Raw genomic sequence first — 24513 nt, 5'->3', positions numbered from 1 at the left:
GCTTTGCCACGTCAAAGTCCTGCACTGGACCTCTGTCGAAATCTTTGGGTCTGGCTCACCTCTTTCTAATCCTTGGGTGTCATACTACCGATAGAAAGGGGTGAGGTCCTATGAAGAAGTCACCGTCTTTCAAAAAGTATGTGCTGCTTTCAATCGCCGTCCACATTCTTGTGTTCGGAGGATTGTATTTGTTCGAAGCGCTTCAGCTTAAGTTTCCAAAGCAGGAAGAGGTCAGCATTGACTTGATCACTCCTGAGGAAGCCCAAATGCTAATGGCGGCTCAACAGGCAGAACAACTTAAGAAAGCACCAGCTCCGACGGTTCCAAAAAATCAAATCGTTGAACAAAACGAAAAGTCCCTCAATGAGCAGGAACCGGTAAACTCGCGCTTTTTGAGCGTCAAGAACCAGACCGTCACCAAGCAGACCATCGCCAAAGAACACGGTGAATTCCAGAATCTGAAAAAAGAGGCTCCGCAAAAAACCGGACCTAAAGGCGACGGCAAAGTTAAATCTAATGCGCAGGCCGAGGCTAAACCGACTCCTGAGCAACGTGAAAAAATCGCACGTGATTTATTTAAAAACTTCGACGCTGCTGAAGCTTTGGAACGCCAAAAAGTCGCTGATCTAAAAAAAGAATCTGGACCTGAAGCAGGCCAGGGCCTTGGTCGTGGCAACGGCGAAGAAGCCACCAAAGAGGGCTCCGACGTCAGCCGCTCCAATGACTACATCAAGGATGTCGATCAGGGGCTTGAGACAATGCTGAACACGCGCGAGTTCAAGTATTACTCGTACTACAATCGCATCCGTCGGCAGCTGGCCCAGCACTGGGAAGGCAAAGTCCGCGAGAAACTTTCCAAAATGTTTCAAGAAGGTCGCTCCCCTGCATCGACGGGTCAAGACCGCGTGACAAAATTGATGATCGTATTGAATGACAAAGGAACTTTGGTAAACGTGCAGGTCATGAGTGACTCTGGCGTTCGCGATCTGGATGAAGCTGCAATCGAAGCCTTCCGTGCGGCCGCTCCATTCCCGAATCCACCAAAAGGCATCATCGAAGGCGACGGCACCGTAAAAATCCGTTGGGACTTCGTTCTTGAGTCTTAGTATTTAATCTATCTGCCGGTGTCTCATTCTGAGACACCTTCTGGCATCCCGCTTGCTCCATCTAAAATCATGAATTGGGTTTTTAAGGCTCTAATCCTTATTAGCGCATTCCTGTTGTCGAACAACTCGGCAGAGGCGCGCCAAAATTGCGGCAGATTTCTGTGCGGCTCAAGCTATTCCCAATTGGACAGCTTAACCGAAGAAACAGAAAAGCTGGTTAAGTCGCTGAAAGGCGAAGGCACTGCTGCGCCTAAGGAAGTGGCTTCGGAAATCAAAAGAATCGAAGATCTGAACGAAAGCTACTTTAAATCCGCTGGAATTGCGTTCACCAGGATCGCAACACCCTTGAAAATCAAGAATCAATTACTCAGCTACAGCCGCTACAGCGTTCGCGGCAGCCTGCATGGCGACTCCACCGCGAAGTCCCTGGCGGAGACCACGGTACCGGTCATCCTGGATCCTTTGTACCTATACAACTACAAATTCTTCGGACACTTCCTGAACGAAAAGATCTACGTAGGCCCACATGTATTCAGATTGAACTTACTGGGAATCACGTCCACTTTACAACACGAACAACTGCACTCTATCGAACACGAAAAAGTGCGCCAGGGGAAAATGAGCTTGGGCCGCTTGGAACTGATGAACTCCGAAGGACGCCGCTCTGTGAATTACGGAAACTACTTCCGCGTCGACGAAATCGAAACCCACCTGCATGACTATCAGCTTTTGACAGATGCCACTCTAAACACCCAACGGGATCTGGATTTAATAGCCCAGGGCCTTTCATCGGAAGCTCTGGATCAAATCAAAAAGTACCGCGAAGTGATTGTGAAAGACAAAATCCAGAACCTGCAACGCTTCACAACCGAGTCTCAGGAAATGCTGGCGAAGATCCGTACACGTATTCTTCATGGCGCAATTCCCTACTCTTCCAAGTACGACCCTAAAACCGGTGCTATTCGTGTGATCTTTACCACTGAGTATAAATCCTATGAATACATCAGTTTTGACCTTCAAGGCTTGGCGATTCCGGCTGATTTGAATGATTGGGTTAAGATCCGAGAACTGGTTTTACAGGTACTGGAATGGTCCCAACAACGAGTGCAGTCCTCACAAATTCCGGCTCTTGGCAAAACAATAGACAGCAACTCCGCCCTGCAAACCATTTATTTCGCGGTGGATTCGGGATTTCGTGGCCCCAATCTTGTAGTCAACGTCACGAATTTAGAAATAATTATAGTTAACCATTTGGTTAAAACTTTTGGCAACTATTTACAAAACAGATCTGTGGTTCAGGTCTAAAAGGGTTTAGTTTCCGTTCATCGAATTGAACTGAATCAAACACTTTTAGCAAAGGATGTACGTATGAAAAACATGATTAAAACGATCGTAATGTGCTCAGCCCTGGCAGCTACACTTTCAGCATGCTCTGAGACGCCACAAAAAGAAAAAGTCATTGTTGAGATCAACAATACCAAATCATCTGAAGAACTAACTGAAGCTGGTGAACAACTGGTTGCACCTTATACATTGAATCTGGCTTACCGTGCTTTTGAAATGGCTTTGGAAAAGAATCCAAATGACATGAAGGCCCTGTTTTATCAAAAGTTCCTGAAACGCTTCATGGTACTTCGCGGAGTTGGAACCAACGTAAAGCCGATTGTTCAAAAGTATGGCAACATCAGCCAATATGAGAACGAAGTTAAAAAAGCGCCGGCATACCCAATTAAAAAGTTTCTAATGACGCCGGAAAAGTCAGCTCCTATTAAATCTGAATCCGGCATTCAAAATATTTTTATTGAATACAGAAAAGCCCTGGTGGAGTTCCGTCAATTCATCGCTCATAATCCAGATTTGACATTGGATCTTAGAATGAACCCTTACGTATTTCAGGCCCAAATCAATGACCGCCTGGAACAAAACTGTGTCATCGTCGAAGATGGCGAGAACTCCAAGTACGAATGTGACCTGGATGGCGCGGCGACTGTTCGCCTGAATATTGCTGACCTTATGGTTCTTAAACAAGAGGCAGCAGCTGAAATTCTGTATGTAACTTTATATGCTTCCTACAATTTGGATGGCTTCATTGACTATGCAAAAGCAATCGAAGGCAAGGGTGTAACGGCACAACAGGCAACAGATGTGATTCTTGAAAAAGTGAATTTGAGTGTATTGGATAAAGAAGGCTTGAAATCCATCAAGTCCATCGCAACAGACATGTTGGTGGCAGTTAAATGGGTGCAAAAATACAGCGACAAGCTTTGCCCGAACCCAGCTGGTGATACTAGAAGAAAAGGCCACTTGATTGAAAACGGCAGCATCTTCTGCGTAAGACACAATGCTGAATTCGACAACGAGATGGCTAAAATTGAACAAGCAATCAATGGCGCAATCACAGTGAATGTTGCGGATGGCAGCACGACTTCCATCGATGCAATGGCCTTCTTCAACAACCCGGTTTCTTCCTTGAAACAACTTGCTCCGGCAAAATGGAGCACAGATGGACAATCAGTTGAATCGTTCCAGGACAACACAATGGGTGGAGTCTTCGTTAACGGCGACGCAGTCAAAGTTTTGAACGGTAATAAATAATTTCAACTGGAAGAACGAAGAATGAAAACGCTTAGCCTGGTTCTAAATTTAGGATTGGTATTCGCAGGGGCCCTGGCCTCTGCGGCTGGCGTTGAATCTTCCATCAGCGGCTTCAAACTTGTTACCTGCACCGGCAAAAACTCCTGTGCTGTGGTGACCGCTGAAAAAACTCAAGGCAGTCAGCTTAAAATGCTTCATACTCTTGTAAATCCTGAAGTTAAAATCACTGTATCCGGCAAAACGACAAGCTTCAAAGGCGACTCAGGATACGTGGATATGGACGAGAACCAGCTGGTTCTTTTCAAACGTATCAGCGGAGTCCTACAGGAAACCGCCGTCAATCTTTCCACTCTGGAAATTACAGCTCAACATGGAGGTAGTTTGTGAAAACAAAATTACTTCTGATGTCGTGCTTGATGTACTTCGTGGCAGCCTGCCAGGATAAAACAGTTATTATTCGCGAGTCAGCTCCGAACTCCGCCACACAAAAACAGGAAAAAGAACTGCCACCACCATCATCTCCGGAAGATGCGGCGGGTGAAACCGAACAAACGGACGGCGCCGAAACTCCTGATAAGGAGCCCATCGATGTATCCGTTGATCCGACAACAGGTGGCCCGGGTAAACCGAAGAAGGATGGACCAAGTCGCGGTTTGCCATCTTCAAAACCAAACGGCAAAGCCAACGGCGGCACTGCAAGTGGCGGCGACAACGGAGTGCAAGGTCGCAACATTGAAGACTACGCGACTAATATTCAAAAGGAAGCAAACTACATTCAATTCGTTTTGCCGATCATCACGAAATTGGCTGAAACTCATCCGCGTTTTGCCTCTGATATGATTCATATTGCGAATGAAAGAACCTGGTACATGGTGCCAGTAGAGTTGGAAGCTTTAAAAGCTTCGCAAATTGGATTGAAGTTTGCGGATCAATCCGTACAACAGTTTGCTTTGCAGAACCTTCGCGCAATCTGGATCAACACCAAGTTTTATAATGCCTTTGAATCCGCTGAATCCAAAGGACGTCTGATTCTGCATGAAATCCTGATGGGCGTTCGTCTGATGAAACTGAAAAGTGAAATCGACAACTGCTATTCTTCTATCGCCATCATGAAGCTGGATCCTAAAAAAACGAAAGAATACCAACAAGCCCGTGAACAATGCGCGCGAACGTACATCTTTGGCAGAAAAGATGCGTTTGCAGTTGTACCGGGGCAAAACCCGGATTTGGAACTGACCAGTCACGATTACGATGGTATTCGCGAATTAGGTGTGCACCTTTGGGAGCGCAAAGGCGAGATCTCCGGCGCGGAATTGGACGCCTGGATTAAAGTGAACGACTTCCGCTCGTACTAGTATTCAAAGAAATCAATATTCAGACAGCGCACGGTTTCCGAAGGCGAAGGAATCAGCTTCGCATTCATGGACTCCACAAAACTTGGCAGCTCCTGACGAATCCAGTTTGCCACTTCATGCGACAGAACCATCGGGCCGGTATAGAAAAAGTCCTCATCACGATTTTGCTGAAGCTTGGTCATACTTTGAATACGCCAGTTCATATGATGGCGAGTCACCAGCGACGATGAACTCCCCACGTGAGTCCGCGCCATTCCCAATTTCAATTTGCCTTTGCTTTCGACGAGCAAATTGTTATCCAAAAGAAAATCCAAAACTTTTTGCACGTGGTTGCGGGGTAAATTCAAATGCTGCGACAATGTTTCGGCATCGTTGAATTTGCCTGTATCCACCAGCATCTGCACACCCGAATACACCCAGTTGGAATAAAACGTATTCTTTGCTTCACCGCTTAGCTCATTCGCTTTCACTCGGGTTTCAAGCTTCTTGGATTTTTCCTGGCGGGATTTGATCTGTCTTAGAAAATGTTTTTGCAGCTTAAAACTCCCCGCGCGGTTGTAATCAACCAACAGCAGGAAGTATTCAGTTTCATCTTCAATCAAGCGAAGGTAATCACACATCTCGGATGCCAGTTCCAAACTCAGGTGCTTATCGCCTTTGAACACTTGACTCACCATCGTCGTCGAAACGTTCAGGGCTTGGGCAAGACGGCGGTACTCACCGAAACCCTCGCGCGGTTGGTTTGCGACCCAGGCGTTATAGAACTCTTTATAGTCGTTATAGTGATAGATCGAGACTGACATGTTTTTATATTAACCGTTTTGTTAAAACTTTCATAAACTATTTGCCAAACAAATTTATAGAGCAAAACAAACCACCTGTATAAGAAGGCATAACCATGTGAAACGGAGAATGTTTTATGAAACTGCTTACAAATATCATCGCCCTGGCCTGTGACCAAAAAACCGCAACTTACTCCCCCCAAAGGTCCCTTTTACATTAAGGGACCTGAAATACCCCTCCTAAAATCCAGAAATACCCTCTGAAACCCTCGTATATTGGACTTACGTAGAACCATTGTGAGAACCAAGCGTGATCCGCCCGATTCCACGGTGTAAACTCGGGGCTAACGGTGTCGATCCTTCACTGCGTCAGCAGAGGAAAAAAGGGCCCATTTTCAAGGCCTTAAACCTTGTCTCCCCCTCTCGGGAATGCTAGTTTCGCTCCGTTAAATTGATTAAGTAAATACTCAAGGAGAACCATCGTGGCTGACTCTAAAAACAAGACTGCGAAGTCAGAAAACTTGAAAGGCGCAAGCCCTGAAGTTTTGGACGTGATCGCACGCCGTGCACTTTACCTTTCAACTCAAATGATCTGGCAAGCCAATCATCGTTCTGACAAAGAAAAAGGCGATCCAAAAATCGGTGGTCACCCGGCAGCTTGCGCAAGCTCCCTGCACATCATGGGTGCTTTGCACTTGATGGCGAAAACTGGTTTCGACCACATCGCGAACAAACCGCATGCTTCTCCAGTGGATCACTCTTACAACTATCTTTTGGATCTTTTGCTAAAAGGTGACATGACGAAACTGACTCAGGAACAAGCAGACCAGGCAATGAATGGTCTTCGTAAGTTCACTGATGGTTCTGAATTCGTATTCCAATCTTACCACTCTGCTTACGATCCGGATCACCACAACTTCTTCCCGTCTGGTACAGTGGGTATTCCACCTGTTGAAGCTGGCTACATGGCGCTTGCTTACCGTTATGCTCGTGAGCACGGTTATGAAGTTCCAGACGCACACTTCTGGGCTGTTTGCGGTGACTCTGAATTCCGTGAAGGCTCCATGTACGAAGCTGTTCCAGATTTTGCTGAGCGCGAAATCGGTTCTTTGACTTGGATCCTGGATTACAACCGTCAATCACTTGATGGTCACCGTATCACGAACAAAGAAATCATGAATGGTACAGATGCTGACCGTGTTGAGCGCACAATGGCTGCGAACGGCTGGGAAGTTATCCAAGTACGTCACGGTTCCAAGCGTAAAGCTTTGTTCGCTAAAAAAGACGGCGAAACTTTCAAAAACTTCCTTGAGAACAAATTGGAAGACTACGAACTTCAATCATTGCTTCTTGTTCAAGACATGAAAGCTTTGAAAAAAGGCATCGCTAAAGAACACCCGGACATGAAGAAATTCCTGGACAGTGTTTCTGATGAAGAGCTTTTCGACGCCCTTCGCGATTTCGGTGGTCACGACATGATCGCGCTTGCAGAAGCGATGGAGCAATCCAAGCTTTCCACTCGTCGTCCAACGATCATCATCGCGCATACTCTTAAAGGCTGGGGCTTGAAAGCCGCTGCACAACCGGGCAATCACAGTTCTCTTCCACAAGAAGAAGAAGTGAACGCGCTTAAAGCAGGCCAAGGCATCACTGGCGATACTTTGTACCAACGCCTTGATCCAAACTCTGCTGCTGGCAAATTCCTGGCGGCTCGCTCTGAAAAAATCTTTGGCGAGATGAAAGCGCAATACGCTTTGAAAGCCAAAAACCAGGATTACTTCCTGAAAAAGCTAACTGAGTTTGGCGAAATCCCTCAAGCTTTGGATATCAACACGAAAATGACCAGCTACCCTCACACACAGTGGATGCTGGGTCAGTTGACAGCGAAATTGACTCGTATCTCCAATACTCCGTTGGATGAGTCAAAATTGTCTGCGAATCAAAAAGCATTAACGGCTAACGAAAAGCCATTCAAGCTTCCGGGTGAGTTGTTCATCTCTATGGCTCCTGACGTTGGTACTTCAACGAACTTGAATCCAGCGATGGACGGTAAGATCTTTGGTGCCCCAGTGGTTGTCGATCACGAAACTGACTTGGGCGTTAAAGACCACAAACTTCCTGACTTGGTTCCAGGCGAAGAAGAATCTGACCGCTTCCTTCGTTTCGAAATCGCTGAAGGTAACGTTATGTCTTGCGTGGGTGCATTTGGTAAAATGCGCGACATCGTAGGCGTACCTATCATCCCATTGATGACTGTGTACGATTTCTTCATCAAACGTGCATTGGATCAGTACTTCTATAACTTGTACTGGAAATCTTCATTCATCTGCGTGGGTACTCCATCGGGTGTTTCTCTTTCTCCAGAAGGTGCTCAGCACGGTTGGAAGTCTGACATCCAAATCCCGAACCAAATTACTTGGGAGCCGTTCTCTTGTATCGAACTTGATTGGATCATGTGTGACACAATCAAACGTCACGTTATGAACGACAATGCAGGCCGTACAGGCACATTGCTTCGCCTAGTAACTCGCGGCGTGGAACAGAAAGATCTTTTGAAGTACTTGAAAACTCAAGCTCGCTTCAAACAAGGTCTTGAAGGAAAACTGGCTCGCGCTGAATTCCCGGTTGCTGGTGGTATCAACGAAGAAGAAGTAGCAGCTATGGATGACGCTTCTATCCTGCAAACGCTTCGTGAAGAAGTATTGCAAGGCGCTTACTACCTGATCGACTACCGTGGTTACGCTGGTTACGAGCCAGGTGACAACGTTGTGAACATCTTCGCACTTGGTACAATGGTTACTGAAGGCTTGAAAGCTTCTGAAGCGTTGCTTGCTCGCGGTATCTACGCCAACGTGATCGCTGTTACTTCGCAGGATTTGTTGTGTGGTATCTTGGGTCGCGAAAACGATTACGAATACTTGAAAAACGGTTTGGGCATTAACTCGAACTTGTTCCTAAGAAGATCTGAAGACGTATCCACTGGTGATTTGATCACTGTTGCTGGTAAACGTGTTCCAGTCGTATCTGTAGCGGACGGCGAGATCGGTATGCTTGATAACATCGGTTCAATCATCGGTGTTCGTCAGGAAGCTTTGGGCGTGGTTAAGCACTCTAAGTGCGGTCGCCCATCTGAAATCTACGCTTACCACCACATCGACGCTGAAGCAGTTGTCGAAGCGTGCGGTAAAGTATTGGCAGAGACAGCACTTGAAAAAGTCATCGTTTCTGAAAATGCTTTGGGTGAGACTCACCAAGCAGAAGGTCGTACAGCTCACTGGACAGATCTTTGGCCTTCAAAAAATCCAGTTCATAAACACTAAGAACTGAATACACTTGAACGAGCTCCCCACCGGGAGCTCTTTTTTTATCAGGGCGCTGTCATGGACTACACCGAGTTAGCACAGAAGGAATTCCCCTTTGAAGGAGAGTTCTATTTATCCAGAAACAAGCAATTCAATGAATTGATTTTCTTCGTCCATTTTTACGAAGGCTCCAAACGGGAACTTCTTCGTCATATCAAGCTCGTGAATGATTTGGGATTTGATGCCTTCGCATTTCAGCTGAATGGCACTGCAAAAGATTTGGTTAAACGCCTGCCCATCACTGCTGATGGCACGATAGGTGTTAAACACGTCTATGCAGCGCAAATCGAAAAACTGTTAAATGAAATTCCCGGCAATAAAATTATCTTTAGCTTTTCAAATCCTTCGGCATCCGCAATTGAAGCTATGGCAAAACGCCGGTGCATCGATACTGTCGCGATGATTTGTGACAGTGGACCAACGGCGCGATTTCTACCTTCTGTGTGGAAGCTTGTGCGCAACTACAAGTTTCCGGTTTTATTTAGTGGACTGAAAGTGCCCGCTACTGCGGCGCTCAGCGTTTTTTGGTCACTGCACTTTCACAAAGATATTCAAAATCAGCTCGCAGAATTTCCCGAAAATTTTCCACTTTTGTCGATTCGCGGCTGGAAGGACAAACTGATTCCACCTGAGCACATCGACGAAGTCTTTGAGCCCCATCACAACCTCAACTGGACGAAGTTGAATCTTCCGGAAGCAGAGCATCTAACTGGACTGCGCGATTGCCGCAGCGAGTATGCGCCCAGTGTTGAAGCGTTTCTGAAGCGCGTGGCCACACCAATTATTAAATCCATTTAATTGGCGCTTCGTGATAGTCCCCTCATAGACTTTTAAGTGAGGGGAAAGTTACATGAAGAAAATCTTTATTATAATTCTCATGCTTTTGCCGATGATGGCAGAAGCACGTCGTGGATACGTTTATCAAAACTCATTTGAAGCCTACGGCGAAGGATACGCAAAGAACCTTGCGAATCTTGGTAACGACAAACCTGCAAATCTTCCCTCCGACAAACGTGCGATCTGCGAGCAACGGTATGGTCGTATTTTAAATGATGGTCTGATCGATATTCGCGTGGCCATGGGCTACCTTGACTGGACAACTGGAAAACCGGTGCGCAGCGGTTCCACCAACTACGGCTACAGCCCTTCGATCGACATCGGTGCTTATTATGCACTTCGTGAGCTTATCACCGGACGTTGCATGGGAAATTTCCGCCTGTGCCGCTTCAGACAGGAAATGTCCAGCAATCCCTATGTCTTTGTTAAGGACATAAATGTTCACGGCCGCCAGGTCCGCGCGCGCGTTGAAATTCAATTCGCCTCTGCAACCGAGTACCTTGAAAACAACATCAACTCCTCCACTCAAGCGCAACGTACTGCTTTCATGGAAAGCTTCTACAATCGCGCTTTGCAGGATGCTGATGCCGCTTTCTATTTTGGGCACTCCCGCAATGGTGGTGGACCTGATTTCGCGCCACCAAAATTCGTCCCTGGCACAAACAAGGTTAATTACGCGGGTTACTACAAAAAGTACCGCCCTGGATTCAGCAAAATGCTTCAGTCACTTGGCAATCCAAGTCGCCAGGCTGACGTGATCGGCATGATGTCCTGTGATTCCCGCGATCACTTCATGAGCAAGCTTCGCTCGACGGCACCGCGTTCGGGCGTGATCACTTCAACTCAGGTTTTGACCGTGGAAGAAGTTTACACTGCGATGATCGGTGGAATGGACGCCTTATTAAGAGGCCAATGCCAAAAGACTTTCTATCAGCAGTTAAGAATGACTGCGAGAAACGCCGCCAACATCACAATGGATGGAATGTTCGAATAATTAAAAGGTACGGACACACTTTCTCCATCAGCGCGCCAATGCGCTGATGGAGAAAGTGTGTCCGTACCTAACCTGAACAAGGAGGTTCAGAATGGTTCAGATTGAACGACTGCCGCACCCGGATTATCTGAAGTATCCCACGCATCGCACTCTGGGTTTTTTCAAGACGCAGGAACAGGCTCGAAATGCCGCCCAAGCCATTATTCAGGAGGGCTGGCTAGAAGGTGACCTACATGTCTTTGAAGGTGACTATGGCGTGGATGCCGTTGATGCCGATGGTTCCCGACATACTCTGAAAGAAGCCTGGGGTCGCTGGGTGCAAAAATTCCTGGGCACGGGCGAGTGGGATTTGGTTGAAGAAGCCGATCAGGAACTTCGTAAAGGACATTTACTCCTGTCTGTTGCCACAAAAAACGAAGAAGAAAAATACACCGTCGCAGAACTGATGATTTTAAATGGCGGCCACGGCATTCGTTACGTCGATCCGCTTTACAACGAAGAACTTACACCACCAGGGCATCACCCTAGCTAAAATCCATGACTCCTGACCTGATCTGCGCTATGTCTGCCCGTGAAAAACGAGGTATGACATGGCAGCAGATTTGGAATTTTTCATTTATAACGTTCCTTCGGATTGCGGCGACTGGCTTGCAGCTTTTGAAGGCAAAGAATTGATTTTCTTGGGCGGCTACGGCGCGGGAAAAAAACAGGTCGAAGGTGATCTGGCTAAATTCTTTGAAACTCACTACAACTTCAAAGTCGGAAAATTTACTCCTGCAAAATGGACTAAAGGAAATTTCTGGAAGACAAAACACAAAATCAAACTTCAAGGCACTGAGTTCCAGGTTAAAGTTTGGTTGGAGCTTTTGAATATTCCTTACGGCGAAACGACGACTTACACTGACATCGCTAAAAAAATCAAAAAACCTTCAGCAGTACGTGCTGTGGGAACAGCGATTGGTCAAAATCCGATTTGCTATTGGATCCCGTGCCACCGTGTGGTCGGCAAAGTTTCAAACGGTTTCAAATATCGTTGGGGCGCTGACACCAAAAAGCATCTTTTGGTTACTGAAGGCGTATTCGAACTTTAGCAGAATGGTACCATTATTTCAGATAGCGATTGATGGCATCTGCAACTTCTGCAGATTCGTTGATCGCTCTCTGAGAAATTGAAATTTTCTTGTTATGATATCCCAGCGCACGCAGCTGCTGCGTGTGCCACGGCTCTTCACTCACATTGGCCATATTGTAGGCCGCATTCTTATAACCAAACTGACTGGAAATATCCTGAGTTGCGATATCAGGACGCTTGCGATCCACCCACAGCCGCGCAGTTTGAGCCACGTGACAGCTGACGCAGTCCATGTTTTCAGGATTGAAGTCTTTTGGATTTTCAATTCGGTAGGCCGATTTTAATTCTGCACGAATCAAATCCTCGCTGCCTTTACGAAGTCTTTGCGATTCAACCACAATGTTCGTGATTGTGTCTTCACCGTTGGCGCGTGCGCCGGCAATTCCGCCGCCAGAAAACACTTCACCGGAAGTCACCACATTTACAAAAGACTGCGCTGTGTTTTTTCCAAGACGAGGCAGTGTCATTGTCACCAGTTCACCATTCTTAAATTCGAAAGCGCCAAAGAGCCACATGGCGCCGCCACCGCGCAGGAACATCGCTGTCACTCGTGAAAGATTTTTTTCACCGGCGTATTTTAAGATAATGCGATTCAGATCTTTCAGTGCCGCCACTCCGCGACCGGAATTCCACGCAGGGTGTGGCCCCAGTGGCAAGCCACGGGTTTCAACTCCGGTTTTTGTTTTCCAAATTTGCAGCTCTATCAATAAAGCATCGAACTCGGCATCCGTTAAAACATAGAACGAGTGAAGTGCAGCATCGATGGCGTCGATGGATCCATCTTCTTCCCACTCTAACAGTGGCTGCCATACCAGGCGCATTTGTTTTTGGCAGGCCATCGGAGTCGGCAGTGGAAAACAGGGATCAATTCGCATCGCCACGACTCGCATGGCACGAGCGTTGTCGCGTGGATCCATGTCCATGGCGATTGGAGAAATGCGCTCGAAAATAGTTTCTGGAATCAGACCTTTTAGAGGAAGTGTGTTCACTTGCCCGTCGACTTGCTTTTGCAAAGGCATCACGTACGAAACGTCATTCAAATCCCAAGCAGCATGTGTAAGTCCACAAAACAAAAGAGTCAGCAAAACAAGCGCAGTATGTTTCATGGGCGAAACATCCTATTTGCTTTGCCAGATATCAATGATTTTCACATTTCCCCAGCAACTGAAAACCAAACAAACAGCACGCCGCGCATTGCTCAACCCACTGAAATCACGGGAAAAGGTACGGACACACTTCCTCCATTACGGCTGCGCCGCAGCCGATGGAGAAAGTGTGTCCGTACCTGGTCCAGTTTGAATATTCTGGCTTTGACTTACACATTATTTACATAGTAACTAATATGTAAATGGAGGTTACTTGTGAGTGCCGTCGCCCTTCCCGCTTTGTCTGACATTCAGTTTGTTTCTGCAGATCAACTGCAACCTCCTCCCGGGGTGCCCACCGGTGTGAGCACCCTGGATGACTTCCTTTTATGGAAGGGAATTCCCAAAGGAGATCTTAGTCTCTTTCAGGGAAGCCCCGGAACCGGTGCCACCTCTTTATGGGTGAGCATGACCCAAAAAGCCCACGAGGATAACAAGTGGGTTGCCTGGGTGAACGGCGGAACGCAACTGCTGCCCGCACATCTGATGAGTCGCAAGATCAACTTAAAAAAATTGTTGGTCGTAAAGGAACCCAAAGAAGCCGAACAACTTTTCTGGGTTTTGCAAGAGCTGGTGACAAGCTCTTTGTTCGAAGTGATCGGGTGTGAATTGAAAGAAATGTTCTTCAAGAATCACCAGCTGCAAAAGCTTAAAAAACTTTGCCGCTTCCATAAGGTTGCTTTGATTTTTGTCTGTCACAAGGTGAGTAAGTTCGTAAATCCTCTTTTCAGTCTGATCATTCAGTTCCAAAGGGATTTCATCACGATTCAACGGGCTCTTCACCGTCCCACACCGTTTACTGTCGCAGGGAGTATGGTTTATGCGAACTTTGTGCATCAATTTAAAAACACAGCAAGAAAGCTCCTCAGCTGAGGCCTTCTTACTGCTAAGTCCGCGCGTTCAGTTTCGTTTTCCGCATTTTATTTTTATCGATATTGAATCCACCTCTCACCTTCTAGGGGGCGAACATGGAGTTTTACAAAAAGCGATCGAGATTGCCCGGAAATTCAGTTCAGATGCGAGTGCTGCCATTGCCGACACGGCACCTGTCGCGCAAATGCTGGCGAAATGGAAGCCTTTCACTGTGGCTCCTCGTGGTGCTGAACATCGTGAGTTTTCAGGTCTCGGCCTTGATGCGCTAAAGGATCTCGAGGGCTTGGACCCTTGGACACAAAAGCGCTTGATTGAACATGTGATTTCATTCGCACGCACTTTGGGCGTGTGCACGTTGGAAGAAGTTTATAATTTCCGTCTGGTTTCACTGCGCGAGCGGTGGGGGGATTTCGGTGTTTTACTTTGGAATCGTTTGCATTCTCAGGACTCTCAGGTCATTTCACCTCTTGTGCCTCGCGACCCTCTTGTGGGGTATGGCTACCTGGATGATCCCTTAGGGGCCGTGCCTTTGTTGTTTAACCGGATCAAACCTGTGCTCGACCCTTTGTTTGCGCGCCTGAATGGCCTCTCCCGATATGCGCACAAAATGGAAGTGATCCTGCACTGCGAGTATTCCGACAAACGTTACTTGCTGGCGATTGAACCAATCAGCGCCAGTCGCGATCAGGAATTGTTCGAGGATCTTCTTTATAAGAAGATGGAAAAAACAGAGCTGAGCAATCCCATCCGTGAATTCGAAGTGACCGTTTATGACGTCCCCGAGAAAATTCAACAACTGGATTTTTTCGAGCCCCGCGACAACTCCGAGGACCGCTGGCGTCGTCTGATCAGCTTTGCCAAGCAAGCCAACTGCGAAATGGGCTTCTTGCAGGTCGAAGCCAGTCACTTTCCGGAAAAAAGTTTTCAGCTGGTCACCGAATGGCCCGAGGATTTCAAATCCGAGGACACGGTCGAAAGACAGGACAATGCTCTTCAGGTGAAGACCGTTTACGCCAAAGGTTTGAAAGAAAGCCCCCGTCCGTCATTGCTTTTGGAAAAACCTCAGGCTCTGCACGCTAGCGAAGTTCAAAGATTGCGTTTTATTTCCTCTATGCCCAGCGAAAGAATTGAGTCTTCGTGGTGGCAGATCTCCTCGCAGGAATTAAAACACCGTGATTATTATTTTGCTCTTTCTCAACAGGGACAGTTGATTTGGATTTTTCAAGACAAGGTAAGCTCACAATATTACCTTCATGGATATTTTGATTGAATAAATCTGTTCAAATTCGTCAGTCACAAAACCAGCTCGTTCGCACGGCCAAAGGGTTCGTAGAACTTTTGGGGCGCAGTAACTTTTCATTTCTGCGCGGAGCCTCTTCGCCAGAGGAAATGGTCGAAGCCGCGATTCACCATGGCTATGATGGCATCGCGATGTGCGATCTTAACGGTCTTTACGGCGTGGCCCGGGGATTTCTGACCGCCAACACACCTTCCATGTTCACGGCCTCTTCCAAGGCCAAAGAAGGTTTCCGTTATATTGTGGGCTCCGAACTGACTTTGACGGACGAAAGCACCATCACTCTGATTCCCATGAACAAAAACGGCTACACCCACTTGTGTGAACTTTTGACTTTAGGTAAGCGCCAGGCCGCCAAAGGCTTTTCATCCCTGCGCCTGGATCAGATCGAAAAGTACAATCAGGATTTGCTTTGCTTAGCTTTGCCGCCCATTGATGAAAAACGCTATGACAGTTTAGAAAAGATTTTTAAGGACCGTCTTTACATTCCTGTGTGGCGGGATCTGACCTGGGAATCGCAGGAATTTTACAAGCAGGCAATGGAACTTGAGCAAAAATGTGGCGCTCAATTGTTCGTCACGCAACGTCCGTTCATGCATTCGCGCGAACGAAAACCTTTGTTTGATGTTGTGACTTGTGTTCTTCATCACACCACTTTAGAGGAAGCGCGCGACAAATTGATTCAAAATGCTGAACGTTCACTCAGATCACTCCCGGAAATCAGCTCCAGATGGGCCGATCGCGTCGACCTTGTGGAAAAAACTGTGGAAATCGCGGCACGTGTGAACTTCACTCTGGATGAAATTCGCTACCGCTATCCGCGCTCCAGCCTTCCGTTTGGTAAGACTCCGACAGAATATTTACGCTACTTGGTTGAAGAAGGAATCAAGCGAAGATTCCCTGATGGCGCCTCCCCCAAAGTTCTGAAAACCATTGAACATGAACTGGAAATGATCAAAGAGCTTGAGTACGAGGACTACTTTCTTACATTACGTGAAATTTGCGATTTCGCTGATAAGAAAGAAATTCTTTATCAAGGACGTGGTTCGGCAGCGAACTCGATCGTCTGTTATTGCATTGGCCTGACCTCGGTGAATCCCAAAGAGATCGATGTATTGTTTGAACGCTTTATTTCCCGCGAACGTCGTGAACCACCGGATATCGATATCGACTTTGAACACAGCCGCCGCGAGGAAGTAATTCAGTACATTTACGAAAAATACAATGAACGTCATGCGGCCATGGTATGCACAGTGGTGCGCTATCGCTCGCGCATGGCGATTCGGGAAACCGCCAAGGCCTTTGGTATTTCTTTGGCTAAAATCAATGAGATGGTGAAGTTCATGGGCCGCGATGGCATGCGCCGCCTGGTTGAGGACCCCACAATCCACAAACGCTTCGGAGTGGAAAGCCCCGAGATGTGGATGCTGTTTTTAAAAATGGCCGGACAGTTGCACGGCTTCCCCCGCCACTTAGGGATTCACACAGGTGGCTTTTTGATCACCCAGGATCCTATCACTGAAATGGTGCCTGTTGAAAAAGCCACCATGAATGGTCGCTACGTCATTCAATGGAATAAAGATGACGTCGCTGTTTTGAAACTGATGAAGATCGATGTTTTAAGCTTAGGGATGCTGACATGTTTAAGAAAATGTTTTGATCTTTTAAAAAGTCACAAGGGCATCAACTTCAATCTTGCGACACTCCCCTCTGACGATAGACCCACCTACGATATGATCTGCCGGGCGGATACGGTCGGAGTTTTTCAAATCGAATCCCGCGCGCAAATGCAGACCCTGCCCCGCATGATGCCACGGAATTTTTATGATCTGGTGGTAGAAGTCGCATTGGTCAGACCCGGTCCTTTACAAGGAGGCATGGTTCATCCATACCTGCGCCGTCGTCAGGGACTTGAAGCTGTTTCTTATGCTCACCCTGATTTACGGCCGATTCTGATGCGCACCCATGGCGTTCCTATTTTTCAGGAGCAAGTAATGAAGATCGTGATCGTCGCCGCCGGATTTTCACCAGGCGAAGCCGATGAACTTCGTCGCATCATGTCGTCCGCCTGGCGCAAAAAAACCACGATGAATGCCATTCGTGATCGCATTCTTTTGGGGTTTAAAAATCACGGCATTTCCCAGGAGTACGCTGAACAGATTTACTCGACTATTGAAGGCTTTGCGAACTATGGCTTTCCCGAAAGTCATGCGGCAAGCTTTGCGCTGCTGACCTATGCCAGCTGTTTTTTGAAGTGCAATCATCCTGATGTTTTTGTGTGCGGTCTTTTAAACAGTCAGCCCATGGGATTTTATGCACCCCGAACTTTGATTTCTGAAGCCCAAAGAAATGGCGTCGAGGTTTTGCCTCTTTCCATTCAGCACTCGGACTATGATTATACTTTGGAAGAGCCCTGCGCCGTGAACACTTACACACCGTCAGGAGCAAGAATTCACAAACTGCGCGTGGGCTTAAGATCCATGTATGGCTTCCCTGAGGAACTGGCCCGCACGATCGAAGATGAACGAAAACTGAATGGCGCCTATAAGGATCTTAAAGATTTTATCCATCGCACCCGCCTGCCCCGCAGTATTTTGGTGAAACTTGCCGCCGCAGGCGCCATGGAGTGCTTTCAGCAAAGCGCGCGGGAACTGATCTGGCATATCGAGGCCTTAAGCCTGGATCAAAACAGCTTTCTATGGGGACAGCCGAAAGAAATTCTGACTCAAGGTTCTTTTGAGGACGACGATGAGAATAACGAAAGCCTGCCCTTTGAATCCAACTGGGATCGCATGCGTCGCGAATACGACAGCAAAGGTTTCTCCGTGGACTCGCACCCTCTGTCAGTTTTGCGTTCGTATTTAACGGCCAAGAATCACTCACTGATCGAGCAGCGCTACGTGCCCTATGCGACCTCTGCTGATCTTGAAAAAATCAGTCACAAGCGCAAAGTGCGGGTCGCAGGACTTGTTTCCGTCACGCAGCGCCCACCGACCGCCAAAGGCATGTGTTTTATCACCCTCGAAGATGAATTCGGATTTATGAACATAGTCATTCATCCCGACGTCTATCAAAAAGACCGCGAAGTCATCTATGGGAGATCTTTATTGGAAATTCAGGGAGAGGTGGAAAAAGTAGGCAGCATCACCAACATCCGCGCCATCAACGTTCTGCCACTGGGCTAGCTCTGGACATCCCCTCAATTTCAAGCTAGGTTCGAAGGATGCTTTTAGAGTCCCTGGAATTTCTTTTAACACCGACGACACCGCTGGCGCGCAAGTATGGATTTTTATATTCCTCCATATCCCTGCGCCATCGTTATCAACGCCAAAAGAAAAGCTGGCTGCCGCATCTGAAAAACTGCCAGGACGTATTCCTGGAAACAGCAAGATCACTGCCACAAAGAAAAAGCGTGGTTGTCATGGGCAGTGCTCACCTGCACGAAATCCCACTGCATCTGCTGATGGATAACTTCGACCAAGTGACCTTGGTGGATGTGATTCATCCACTGAAGCATCACCTGCAGTCTAAAAGATATTCCCGCTTAAAGCTTGTGACCCTGGATCTGACGACGGCGCTGGACAAGCTTCAGGATTTGAACAGTCTGGAAGATCTCAATAATCTGGCAAAAAAGCTAGCTGGCGAACAGCTCTTTCATTTTGAAGCTGATTTGATCGTCTCTGCGAACTTGCTTTCACAATTGGCTTTGTTGCCCCTTGATGCCGTTGAAAAGAAAATCAAGCGCAACCTTGAGCTTTCTGAAAAAGACGTTATCTGCACTCAGTTCGCAGAAACTCATTTAAAGAATCTAAAAGCCTGTACCGGTACTAAACTGATCTATTCAGACCGGGAAGTCATATACCGCGATAAAAATGGCGAAGTGATCTACACCGGCCATTATCCGGTGAACTTTGCAGGCTATCAAAAACTGAAAGAATGGAACTGGATGCTGGCCCCGCTAAAAGAGGCCTCTAAGGACTATTCCATTGAAATGAAAATTGAAGCATATAAGAGTTGAAGATCCACTGGTTATTTTTTGATTGCGACAAAAAGTCCTTCAAATGTCGGTGCGATCGCCGCTTCATAAAGATCCGGATTCGCCAGGCGTTCATTGAATTCACGCATGATGCGAATTTGCTTTTCCGAGAACTTCTGTGTCGTGGTCTCGCCCCAAACAGCTCCACTTAAAAAGATATTATCGGCCAACACCAGGCCACCTTTGCGCAAATTCTTTTCAGCCCACAGCAGATAATCCAGATATGCCGCTTTATTGCCGTCGATAAAGACTCCATCAAAGGGACCTTGCCCTTCAAGCTTCACCAGTTCTTCGCGGGCGTCACCGACCACCAGATGAATTTTTTTGGAAGACTGATCCAGCTTTGAAAAAACCTCTGCCGAACGACGTGCATGCTCAGGATCTTTCTCCAAAGTCCACAACTCCCCGCCAACTGGCAACGCATCAAAGAAATACTGCGCCGACAGTCCGGTCAAAGTGCCAATTTCCACAAACTTACGACAACCGTGCATCTTAACCAGCACGTGCGCCAATTGTGCTTCGGCAGCAGATATACTGATTCGGGCCAAGCCCAACTCTTCCGCAAATTGACGCGATAGTTTTTTGGTTTCGTTCTCTTTGTTAAAAAGGGAACTCAAATATTCTTCTCTGTTTGAAAGCACTGATTCACGCATGCCTCACTCTCTCACGAGTCCGTCCAGAAGTTAACAGGAAGTTAATTTGCGAGACCCAGAAATGCCCCCTAACCTTAAAGAGACAGCAATCCGCGATCACGGAGGATCAAATGATTTCTGGCATTTCTCAACAACGCACGCAATTAGCCATCCAATTCCTTATGAGTCTGGCCTTAGCCGGAACCACAGCCTGCGCTTCAAAATCCAGCAAGGATGATGAATACGTTCTGCGGCCGGTAAAAGCCAGTCCAACAATTCCTCCCGAATCCAGTCTGCACGAATACGCAGGAAACGATCTTCGTAACAGTGTTCGCTATTCCGCCCTTTCAAAAAATGTTCGATTTGAATATGCAAGTGCGGAACTCACCCCCTCTTCAAAGAATGCTCTGAACACAATGGCGGCCGAGATCAATAAATCCCTGGGTTCTTTTCAAAAAATTCGCATCAGCGGAGTGACTGATTCAAGCGGTGATGACTCCCGCAACATGCGATTGTCACAGCAAAGAGCAGAAAACGTACGACGTTATCTGATTTCAAAGGGAGTACCCGCAGATAAACTGGAAGCCATTGGAGTGGGTCCCGTGAATACAGTCATTCCCGGCACAAAAATTCAGGCCGCGGCTGACCGCCGCGTGGACTTTGAGATTGTACGATAGGGCCAAATCGCGATAGATTCGTGACTATGAAGCCACTTTTAGTTTTTGATCTTGATGGTACGTTGATTGATTCTGCGCCCGACATTATCGTTGCGGTGAATCGTACCCTTCAGAATCACCACAAACCTATTTTACGTGATCAAGTCATTATCTCCCACATTGGCGAAGGCGTTAAAAAACTAATTGCTGACTTATTCATCGACGACAATCTTGAGCCTGCTGACATCATCAATCTGGAAATGGAATTTCTGAAAATTTACGAAGAGGAAATGCTGAATAGAACCAGAATTTACCCTGGTGCTGAAGATTTTCTAAAAGAATATAACGGCCCTATTGCAATCATCACAAATAAGCGCGTAGGTCCGGCAAAAAGAATTATCAACCATCTGGGTTTGGACCGCTTTCCGTGGGTTGAAATTTTTGGGGCTGATTCTTTGGAAGAAAGAAAACCCAGTCCTTTGCCTTTAAATACCATGATGAAACTTGCTGATCGCACACCTAAAAACACTCTTATGATCGGTGACGGAATTCCGGATATGGTTTCTGCACAACGAGCTGGAGTTGCTGCTTTAGCAATTCAATTCGGCTACTCCGCACCCGAAGTACTCGAAAGATATGAACCACGGGCATTCCTGCAGAATTATTCGCAATTGCCTGAGCATTTGCGAACAATATTTCCCGGTAACTAATGTAGGATCCTCTTAAAGATCTGTTCCAGACCATCTCTCCTTTTAAATTTACGAGGCAATGGTTTCCCTTTTTGAGACGTATTTATAAAAGTGCTCACTGTGTCCGCTGGATTTAATTTATTCGGACCAAACAACTTAAGTACGTTTCCCATAATCCGATAGTTTTAGTATGAAGACCCAAGGTAAAGTTTGGCTGTTTTACGACGCCGAAAATAAAACTCAATCAAAGCCAATGTCTGTTGTCCAATCCCAGGTCTTCCTTTTGTCTTTGAAAAAAAATGATCATGCGAAGTTCTTTATCTGGACCCCAGGCTGGCCGGATTGGACTTCCATCAAAGACTTTCTTAAATCAGGACAGAATTACTTTGTGATGACCAAGCCACCTCAACCGAAAGAGGCTCCGCCAGAAGTGGATTCAGAAAGCACCGCTGTAATCGAGGTCGATGACTCTGAGAAAACCAGGTCCGGCACTATGATTACCATGTCTGGTCTTTTTACCAAGGTCAGCGCAGGCGATCCGGTAAAAAAGAAAAATGAATCCATCGATTACGGCTACTATCACCATGATTTCAATGGCGATGACTTAGACCTCTCCAAAATCAACAAAGTCGCCCCCCCTGAGAAGGTGAAGATCTACGAAGACTCCGAATCCAGCAATGAGGATACAGATCGTCGAAAAGATACACGTCATAACTTCAAAATCGAGATCATTCTGGTTTCAAAATCGAAAACGTTCCGAACTTTTTCCAAAGATATTTCCATTAGCGGTACTCAACTAGAGAAGGAAATCCCACGGGACTTTTTGAATGTTCCCTTTGATTTGATTATTGTGAATCCTTATGAAAAGAACACGACCCGCGGACGCCTGCTGTTCCGGGCAAAAATTGTGGGCGATATGACGGATCCCCGACGTTTGATGTTCATCGAACAAGATGGGGATATGACTCGCAAGCTTGATGCCCTACTTAAGTCCTACATTAAAGCCCAAGGCAGCGAAGGTAAGTAGTCCCCTTCAAAATCCAAATATATTTAATAATCTTAATTAAAGATTTCTTAACAACTCTCCGATCTCAATGTGAAGCGCGTTTAGGAGAGTTCATGAAGAATCTGCTTTTAAATACATTGATGGTTATCCTGTCCCTCGGTCTTGGTGCCTGCGAGCAGCAGATTGAATCTGCAAGTACGGGTCGCCGACTGTATATAACTTCTGGATCATGTTATGTAGGAAGCGGTTTAACTTCTGAAACTCCCTCTCGCACAGTAAGCGCCATTCATCTGGAAACAGGAGTTGTCGATGAAGTCCTCATGGACTACAACACCGTTAATTCAGCGGACCGTCCACAAAGCGTCCTTAAGTCAGATGATGGGAACCTGCTGGTGTTAGTAGAAAATGGCACAAGCTATGCTCGTCGCATTGACTTAGTGAGCATGAAGGGCAGCAATCAGTTCTCCACCTACCTTAGTGATTCAACTATTTTGACAAACACCAATGTTCATGTTGTGCGAAATATGGTGCGCGCTGCCGATGGTGGTCTGCTTATCGCCAAAAGTGTCGCTGCAGAAAAAATCAGCTCCAGCAAGGGCCGAGTCACTGTCGGTGCCAATGCTTTCATCAACGCGCCTGCTGGTGGATCCTGCGGAACCGCCAACAATACTTTGATATCTGCAGTTGTCGCCCTACCTAACTCTAAGTATATCTTTGCGCACGCAGCGACCACACCAAATAACCGCGTGGTATTCATCAACAACGTAAACGGCTACTCCACAAATGCCGATTGTTCATCCGCAGTAAGTGCACCGGCAACCACAACATTTCCAACGGCAATGGTTTACATTCCCTCAACATCCACTCCTAATACCGGCTATCTACTGGTCGCATACTCCAGCAGCACAGCCGCCCAGGACTATATTTACGCCTATGATGTGAATGAGACTTCCGGAACAATTACCGGAGCAACAAAAGCTTACGAAAACGCCTCTGTCGTAAGAGGAATGTCTGCCATGGCCTACGATTCCCAATCAGGCGCCGTTTATGTTGCCAATGGCGCAACTGTTCTTGCCAACAGCATCGAGAAGTTTTCGTTCAATTCCAGCACCAAAACGCTCACGCGCGCAGACAGCGTGCCGTTCTCAGGAACCAGCCTTTATACAAAATGTATTTCCGGGATGACGGTAGCCGACTAAGGCTTCCGCTCGAAGACCTCGATCATATTCATATATTTTTTTAACGCCTGAACATAGGCGTTTTGCTCTGGTCTGGCAGATTTGTCGATGATCGCTTTGCTGCGACCAAAATAAATATACGGAAGATAGTCAGCATACTTGTCAGGCGTGATGTGTTCCAGACGGTAAGTTTTGATGCGATTTTTCAACTGAGCCAATGCTTCGATCAAATATCCCATTGTTGCAATCGCAGCGTTCTCCGGAATATCCAGATTCTCTGATGTAATTCCAAATCTTTCCGTAACTACCGCTGGCAAAAACTTAATCTGCGTCAAACCCCGACTGTTCGGAGTCACGCTCGTTCCTGTTGCAAAAGCTTTGGAAACTTTCGCGGCCGTCACCAACCACGGTAAAGTTTCTTTTAGTTTGTACCGGGAGCTTTCTCCAAACAAAGATTCGCGTCCCAAAATTCCCACGGAAATATGAGCAAGTAGAGTGTACTCGTCACCGCTGATTTTATAAATTCTCTGCAGTTCTTCTTTATTAATCGCCAATGCCTGAATAAATCTTCTAACTTTGATGGTGCGCACTTCATCCGAGGTCGGAATCAGCATAATCTGACATTTTTCACAGTCAGACTCCTGCCACTTCCAAGCTTGAAAACCCTGATCCTGGAGCATGGTGACTTCCATTTGTGAAGTCTGCTCCTGAAACTGAGAATAGGCATGCCCGCTGTCTAACAAAACGACAGCGACAATTAGTGTTATTCTAATTGAAAGCCAAATTTGCTTTAATTTCATCTCAGTCTCCCAAGGCAAATCAATGCAATTTGTTCGCC

23 protein-coding genes are annotated in these 24513 nt (G+C 46.8%); 19 read left to right on the top strand and 4 right to left on the bottom strand.

Annotated features, from left to right (window positions below; translation table 11 throughout):
- Positions 1 to 110: 110 nt before the first annotated feature.
- The 5 genes from ACLVWU_RS01785 to ACLVWU_RS01765 all read left to right on the top strand — a co-directional run bounded on the left by ACLVWU_RS01785 (position 111) and on the right by ACLVWU_RS01765 (position 5056).
- Entirely contained in the window at positions 111 to 1106 is a 996-nt protein-coding gene (locus ACLVWU_RS01785; RefSeq protein WP_413576756.1) for a cell envelope integrity protein TolA, read from the top strand.
- Positions 1107 to 1175: 69 nt separating this feature from the next.
- Positions 1176 to 2411, top strand: a complete 1236-nt coding sequence (locus ACLVWU_RS01780) for a hypothetical protein (RefSeq protein WP_413576755.1) — start codon at positions 1176 to 1178, stop codon at positions 2409 to 2411.
- 63 nt (positions 2412 to 2474) lie between these two features.
- On the top strand, positions 2475 to 3701 hold the full coding sequence (locus ACLVWU_RS01775; protein ID WP_413576753.1) for a hypothetical protein: 1227 nt from the start codon (positions 2475 to 2477) through the stop codon (positions 3699 to 3701).
- 21 nt (positions 3702 to 3722) lie between these two features.
- Complete coding sequence (locus ACLVWU_RS01770; protein ID WP_413576752.1) at positions 3723 to 4088, top strand: hypothetical protein; 366 nt, start codon at positions 3723 to 3725, stop codon at positions 4086 to 4088.
- Entirely contained in the window at positions 4085 to 5056 is a 972-nt protein-coding gene (locus ACLVWU_RS01765; protein ID WP_413576751.1) for a hypothetical protein, read from the top strand. Before ACLVWU_RS01770 ends, ACLVWU_RS01765 begins: the two co-directional genes overlap by 4 nt.
- Here ACLVWU_RS01765 and ACLVWU_RS01760 read toward each other — a convergent pair.
- On the bottom strand, positions 5053 to 5859 hold the full coding sequence (locus ACLVWU_RS01760; RefSeq protein WP_413576750.1) for a TIGR02147 family protein: 807 nt from the start codon (positions 5857 to 5859) through the stop codon (positions 5053 to 5055). The two genes, ACLVWU_RS01765 and ACLVWU_RS01760, sit on opposite strands and share 4 nt — an antisense overlap.
- 461 nt (positions 5860 to 6320) lie before the next feature.
- On the opposite strand from ACLVWU_RS01760, the gene ACLVWU_RS01755 reads away from it, so the two are divergent.
- The 5 genes from ACLVWU_RS01755 (at position 6321) to ACLVWU_RS01735 (ending at position 12122) form a co-directional block, all read left to right on the top strand.
- On the top strand, positions 6321 to 9158 hold the full coding sequence (locus ACLVWU_RS01755) for a pyruvate dehydrogenase (RefSeq protein WP_413576749.1): 2838 nt from the start codon (positions 6321 to 6323) through the stop codon (positions 9156 to 9158).
- A gap of 60 nt (positions 9159 to 9218) precedes the next feature.
- On the top strand, positions 9219 to 9998 hold the full coding sequence (locus ACLVWU_RS01750) for a hypothetical protein (protein WP_413576748.1): 780 nt from the start codon (positions 9219 to 9221) through the stop codon (positions 9996 to 9998).
- Positions 9999 to 10050: 52 nt separating this feature from the next.
- Entirely contained in the window at positions 10051 to 11031 is a 981-nt protein-coding gene (locus ACLVWU_RS01745; protein ID WP_413576747.1) for a hypothetical protein, read from the top strand.
- A 91-nt stretch (positions 11032 to 11122) separates the two neighbouring features.
- A complete protein-coding gene (locus ACLVWU_RS01740; RefSeq protein WP_413576746.1) occupies positions 11123 to 11563 on the top strand; it encodes a hypothetical protein in 441 nt (146 codons plus the stop codon).
- Positions 11564 to 11621: 58 nt separating this feature from the next.
- A complete protein-coding gene (locus tag ACLVWU_RS01735) occupies positions 11622 to 12122 on the top strand; it encodes a methylated-DNA--[protein]-cysteine S-methyltransferase (RefSeq protein ID WP_413576745.1) in 501 nt (166 codons plus the stop codon).
- Positions 12123 to 12135: 13 nt separating this feature from the next.
- On the opposite strand, the gene ACLVWU_RS01730 is transcribed toward ACLVWU_RS01735, so the two are convergent.
- Positions 12136 to 13269: a hypothetical protein gene (locus ACLVWU_RS01730; protein WP_413576744.1), complete on the bottom strand. Its 1134-nt coding sequence runs from the start codon at positions 13267 to 13269 to the stop codon at positions 12136 to 12138.
- On the opposite strand from ACLVWU_RS01730, the gene ACLVWU_RS01725 reads away from it, so the two are divergent.
- The 5 genes from ACLVWU_RS01725 to ACLVWU_RS01705 are packed head-to-tail and all read left to right on the top strand — an operon-like array spanning position 13261 to position 19496.
- The gene (locus tag ACLVWU_RS01725) at positions 13261 to 13497 is read left to right on the top strand and encodes a hypothetical protein (protein ID WP_413576743.1); all 237 of its coding nucleotides are present in this window, start codon (positions 13261 to 13263) and stop codon (positions 13495 to 13497) included. The genes ACLVWU_RS01730 and ACLVWU_RS01725 overlap by 9 nt on opposite strands.
- A gap of 27 nt (positions 13498 to 13524) precedes the next feature.
- Positions 13525 to 14181, top strand: a complete 657-nt coding sequence (locus tag ACLVWU_RS01720) for a recA protein (RefSeq protein WP_413576742.1) — start codon at positions 13525 to 13527, stop codon at positions 14179 to 14181.
- Positions 14129 to 15451, top strand: a complete 1323-nt coding sequence (locus tag ACLVWU_RS01715) for a hypothetical protein (protein WP_413576741.1) — start codon at positions 14129 to 14131, stop codon at positions 15449 to 15451. Before ACLVWU_RS01720 ends, ACLVWU_RS01715 begins: the two co-directional genes overlap by 53 nt.
- On the top strand, positions 15448 to 18663 hold the full coding sequence (locus ACLVWU_RS01710; protein ID WP_413576740.1) for a DNA polymerase III subunit alpha: 3216 nt from the start codon (positions 15448 to 15450) through the stop codon (positions 18661 to 18663). The genes ACLVWU_RS01715 and ACLVWU_RS01710 overlap by 4 nt, the downstream gene beginning before the upstream one ends.
- A 38-nt stretch (positions 18664 to 18701) precedes the next feature.
- Entirely contained in the window at positions 18702 to 19496 is a 795-nt protein-coding gene (locus ACLVWU_RS01705) for a hypothetical protein (RefSeq protein WP_413576739.1), read from the top strand.
- Positions 19497 to 19507: 11 nt separating this feature from the next.
- Here the strand turns inward: ACLVWU_RS01705 and ACLVWU_RS01700 are convergent, their stop codons facing one another.
- On the bottom strand, positions 19508 to 20131 hold the full coding sequence (locus ACLVWU_RS01700; protein ID WP_413576738.1) for an O-methyltransferase: 624 nt from the start codon (positions 20129 to 20131) through the stop codon (positions 19508 to 19510).
- A gap of 146 nt (positions 20132 to 20277) precedes the next feature.
- On the opposite strand from ACLVWU_RS01700, the gene ACLVWU_RS01695 reads away from it, so the two are divergent.
- From ACLVWU_RS01695 to ACLVWU_RS01680, 4 genes are all read left to right on the top strand, one after another.
- Positions 20278 to 20823, top strand: coding sequence for an OmpA family protein (locus tag ACLVWU_RS01695; RefSeq protein ID WP_413576737.1), 546 nt, complete (start codon positions 20278 to 20280; stop codon positions 20821 to 20823).
- Positions 20824 to 20849: 26 nt separating this feature from the next.
- A complete protein-coding gene (locus ACLVWU_RS01690; RefSeq protein WP_413576736.1) occupies positions 20850 to 21512 on the top strand; it encodes an HAD family hydrolase in 663 nt (220 codons plus the stop codon).
- A gap of 169 nt (positions 21513 to 21681) precedes the next feature.
- Positions 21682 to 22518, top strand: coding sequence for a PilZ domain-containing protein (locus ACLVWU_RS01685; protein ID WP_413576735.1), 837 nt, complete (start codon positions 21682 to 21684; stop codon positions 22516 to 22518).
- Between the two features lie 92 nt (positions 22519 to 22610).
- Positions 22611 to 23696 carry a hypothetical protein gene (locus ACLVWU_RS01680; RefSeq protein ID WP_413576734.1) on the top strand — a complete coding sequence of 362 codons (1086 nt, stop codon included), beginning with the start codon at positions 22611 to 22613 and terminating at the stop codon, positions 23694 to 23696.
- On the opposite strand, the gene ACLVWU_RS01675 is transcribed toward ACLVWU_RS01680, so the two are convergent.
- The gene (locus tag ACLVWU_RS01675; protein ID WP_413576733.1) at positions 23693 to 24475 is read right to left on the bottom strand and encodes a hypothetical protein; all 783 of its coding nucleotides are present in this window, start codon (positions 24473 to 24475) and stop codon (positions 23693 to 23695) included. The two genes, ACLVWU_RS01680 and ACLVWU_RS01675, sit on opposite strands and share 4 nt — an antisense overlap.
- Between the last annotated feature and the right edge of the window lie 38 nt (positions 24476 to 24513).

Source organism: Bdellovibrio sp. HCB290 (assembly GCF_047305925.1).
Lineage (GTDB): Bacteria > Bdellovibrionota > Bdellovibrionia > Bdellovibrionales > Bdellovibrionaceae > Bdellovibrio.
The sequence above is the reverse complement of the archived record's forward strand: the minus strand, read 5'-3'. Positions and strand labels throughout refer to the sequence as shown.

What these genes read in the sequence shown, in the direction of transcription:
- ACLVWU_RS01750 (WP_413576748.1), top strand. Translation starts at nt 9,219, where the DNA reads ATGGACTACACCGAGTTAGCACAGAAGGAATTCCCCTTTGAAGGAGAG.
- ACLVWU_RS01730 (WP_413576744.1), bottom strand. Translation starts at nt 13,269, where the DNA reads ATGAAACATACTGCGCTTGTTTTGCTGACTCTTTTGTTTTGTGGACTT.
- ACLVWU_RS01695 (WP_413576737.1), top strand. Translation starts at nt 20,278, where the DNA reads ATGATTTCTGGCATTTCTCAACAACGCACGCAATTAGCCATCCAATTC.
- ACLVWU_RS01775 (WP_413576753.1), top strand. Translation starts at nt 2,475, where the DNA reads ATGAAAAACATGATTAAAACGATCGTAATGTGCTCAGCCCTGGCAGCT.
- ACLVWU_RS01705 (WP_413576739.1), top strand. Translation starts at nt 18,702, where the DNA reads ATGCTTTTAGAGTCCCTGGAATTTCTTTTAACACCGACGACACCGCTG.
- ACLVWU_RS01715 (WP_413576741.1), top strand. Translation starts at nt 14,129, where the DNA reads ATGCGAACTTTGTGCATCAATTTAAAAACACAGCAAGAAAGCTCCTCA.
- ACLVWU_RS01675 (WP_413576733.1), bottom strand. Translation starts at nt 24,475, where the DNA reads ATGAAATTAAAGCAAATTTGGCTTTCAATTAGAATAACACTAATTGTC.
- ACLVWU_RS01785 (WP_413576756.1), top strand. Translation starts at nt 111, where the DNA reads ATGAAGAAGTCACCGTCTTTCAAAAAGTATGTGCTGCTTTCAATCGCC.
- ACLVWU_RS01780 (WP_413576755.1), top strand. Translation starts at nt 1,176, where the DNA reads ATGAATTGGGTTTTTAAGGCTCTAATCCTTATTAGCGCATTCCTGTTG.
- ACLVWU_RS01735 (WP_413576745.1), top strand. Translation starts at nt 11,622, where the DNA reads ATGGCAGCAGATTTGGAATTTTTCATTTATAACGTTCCTTCGGATTGC.
- ACLVWU_RS01760 (WP_413576750.1), bottom strand. Translation starts at nt 5,859, where the DNA reads ATGTCAGTCTCGATCTATCACTATAACGACTATAAAGAGTTCTATAAC.
- ACLVWU_RS01745 (WP_413576747.1), top strand. Translation starts at nt 10,051, where the DNA reads ATGAAGAAAATCTTTATTATAATTCTCATGCTTTTGCCGATGATGGCA.
- ACLVWU_RS01740 (WP_413576746.1), top strand. Translation starts at nt 11,123, where the DNA reads ATGGTTCAGATTGAACGACTGCCGCACCCGGATTATCTGAAGTATCCC.
- ACLVWU_RS01685 (WP_413576735.1), top strand. Translation starts at nt 21,682, where the DNA reads ATGAAGACCCAAGGTAAAGTTTGGCTGTTTTACGACGCCGAAAATAAA.
- ACLVWU_RS01680 (WP_413576734.1), top strand. Translation starts at nt 22,611, where the DNA reads ATGAAGAATCTGCTTTTAAATACATTGATGGTTATCCTGTCCCTCGGT.
- ACLVWU_RS01690 (WP_413576736.1), top strand. Translation starts at nt 20,850, where the DNA reads ATGAAGCCACTTTTAGTTTTTGATCTTGATGGTACGTTGATTGATTCT.
- ACLVWU_RS01725 (WP_413576743.1), top strand. Translation starts at nt 13,261, where the DNA reads ATGTTTCATGGGCGAAACATCCTATTTGCTTTGCCAGATATCAATGAT.
- ACLVWU_RS01770 (WP_413576752.1), top strand. Translation starts at nt 3,723, where the DNA reads ATGAAAACGCTTAGCCTGGTTCTAAATTTAGGATTGGTATTCGCAGGG.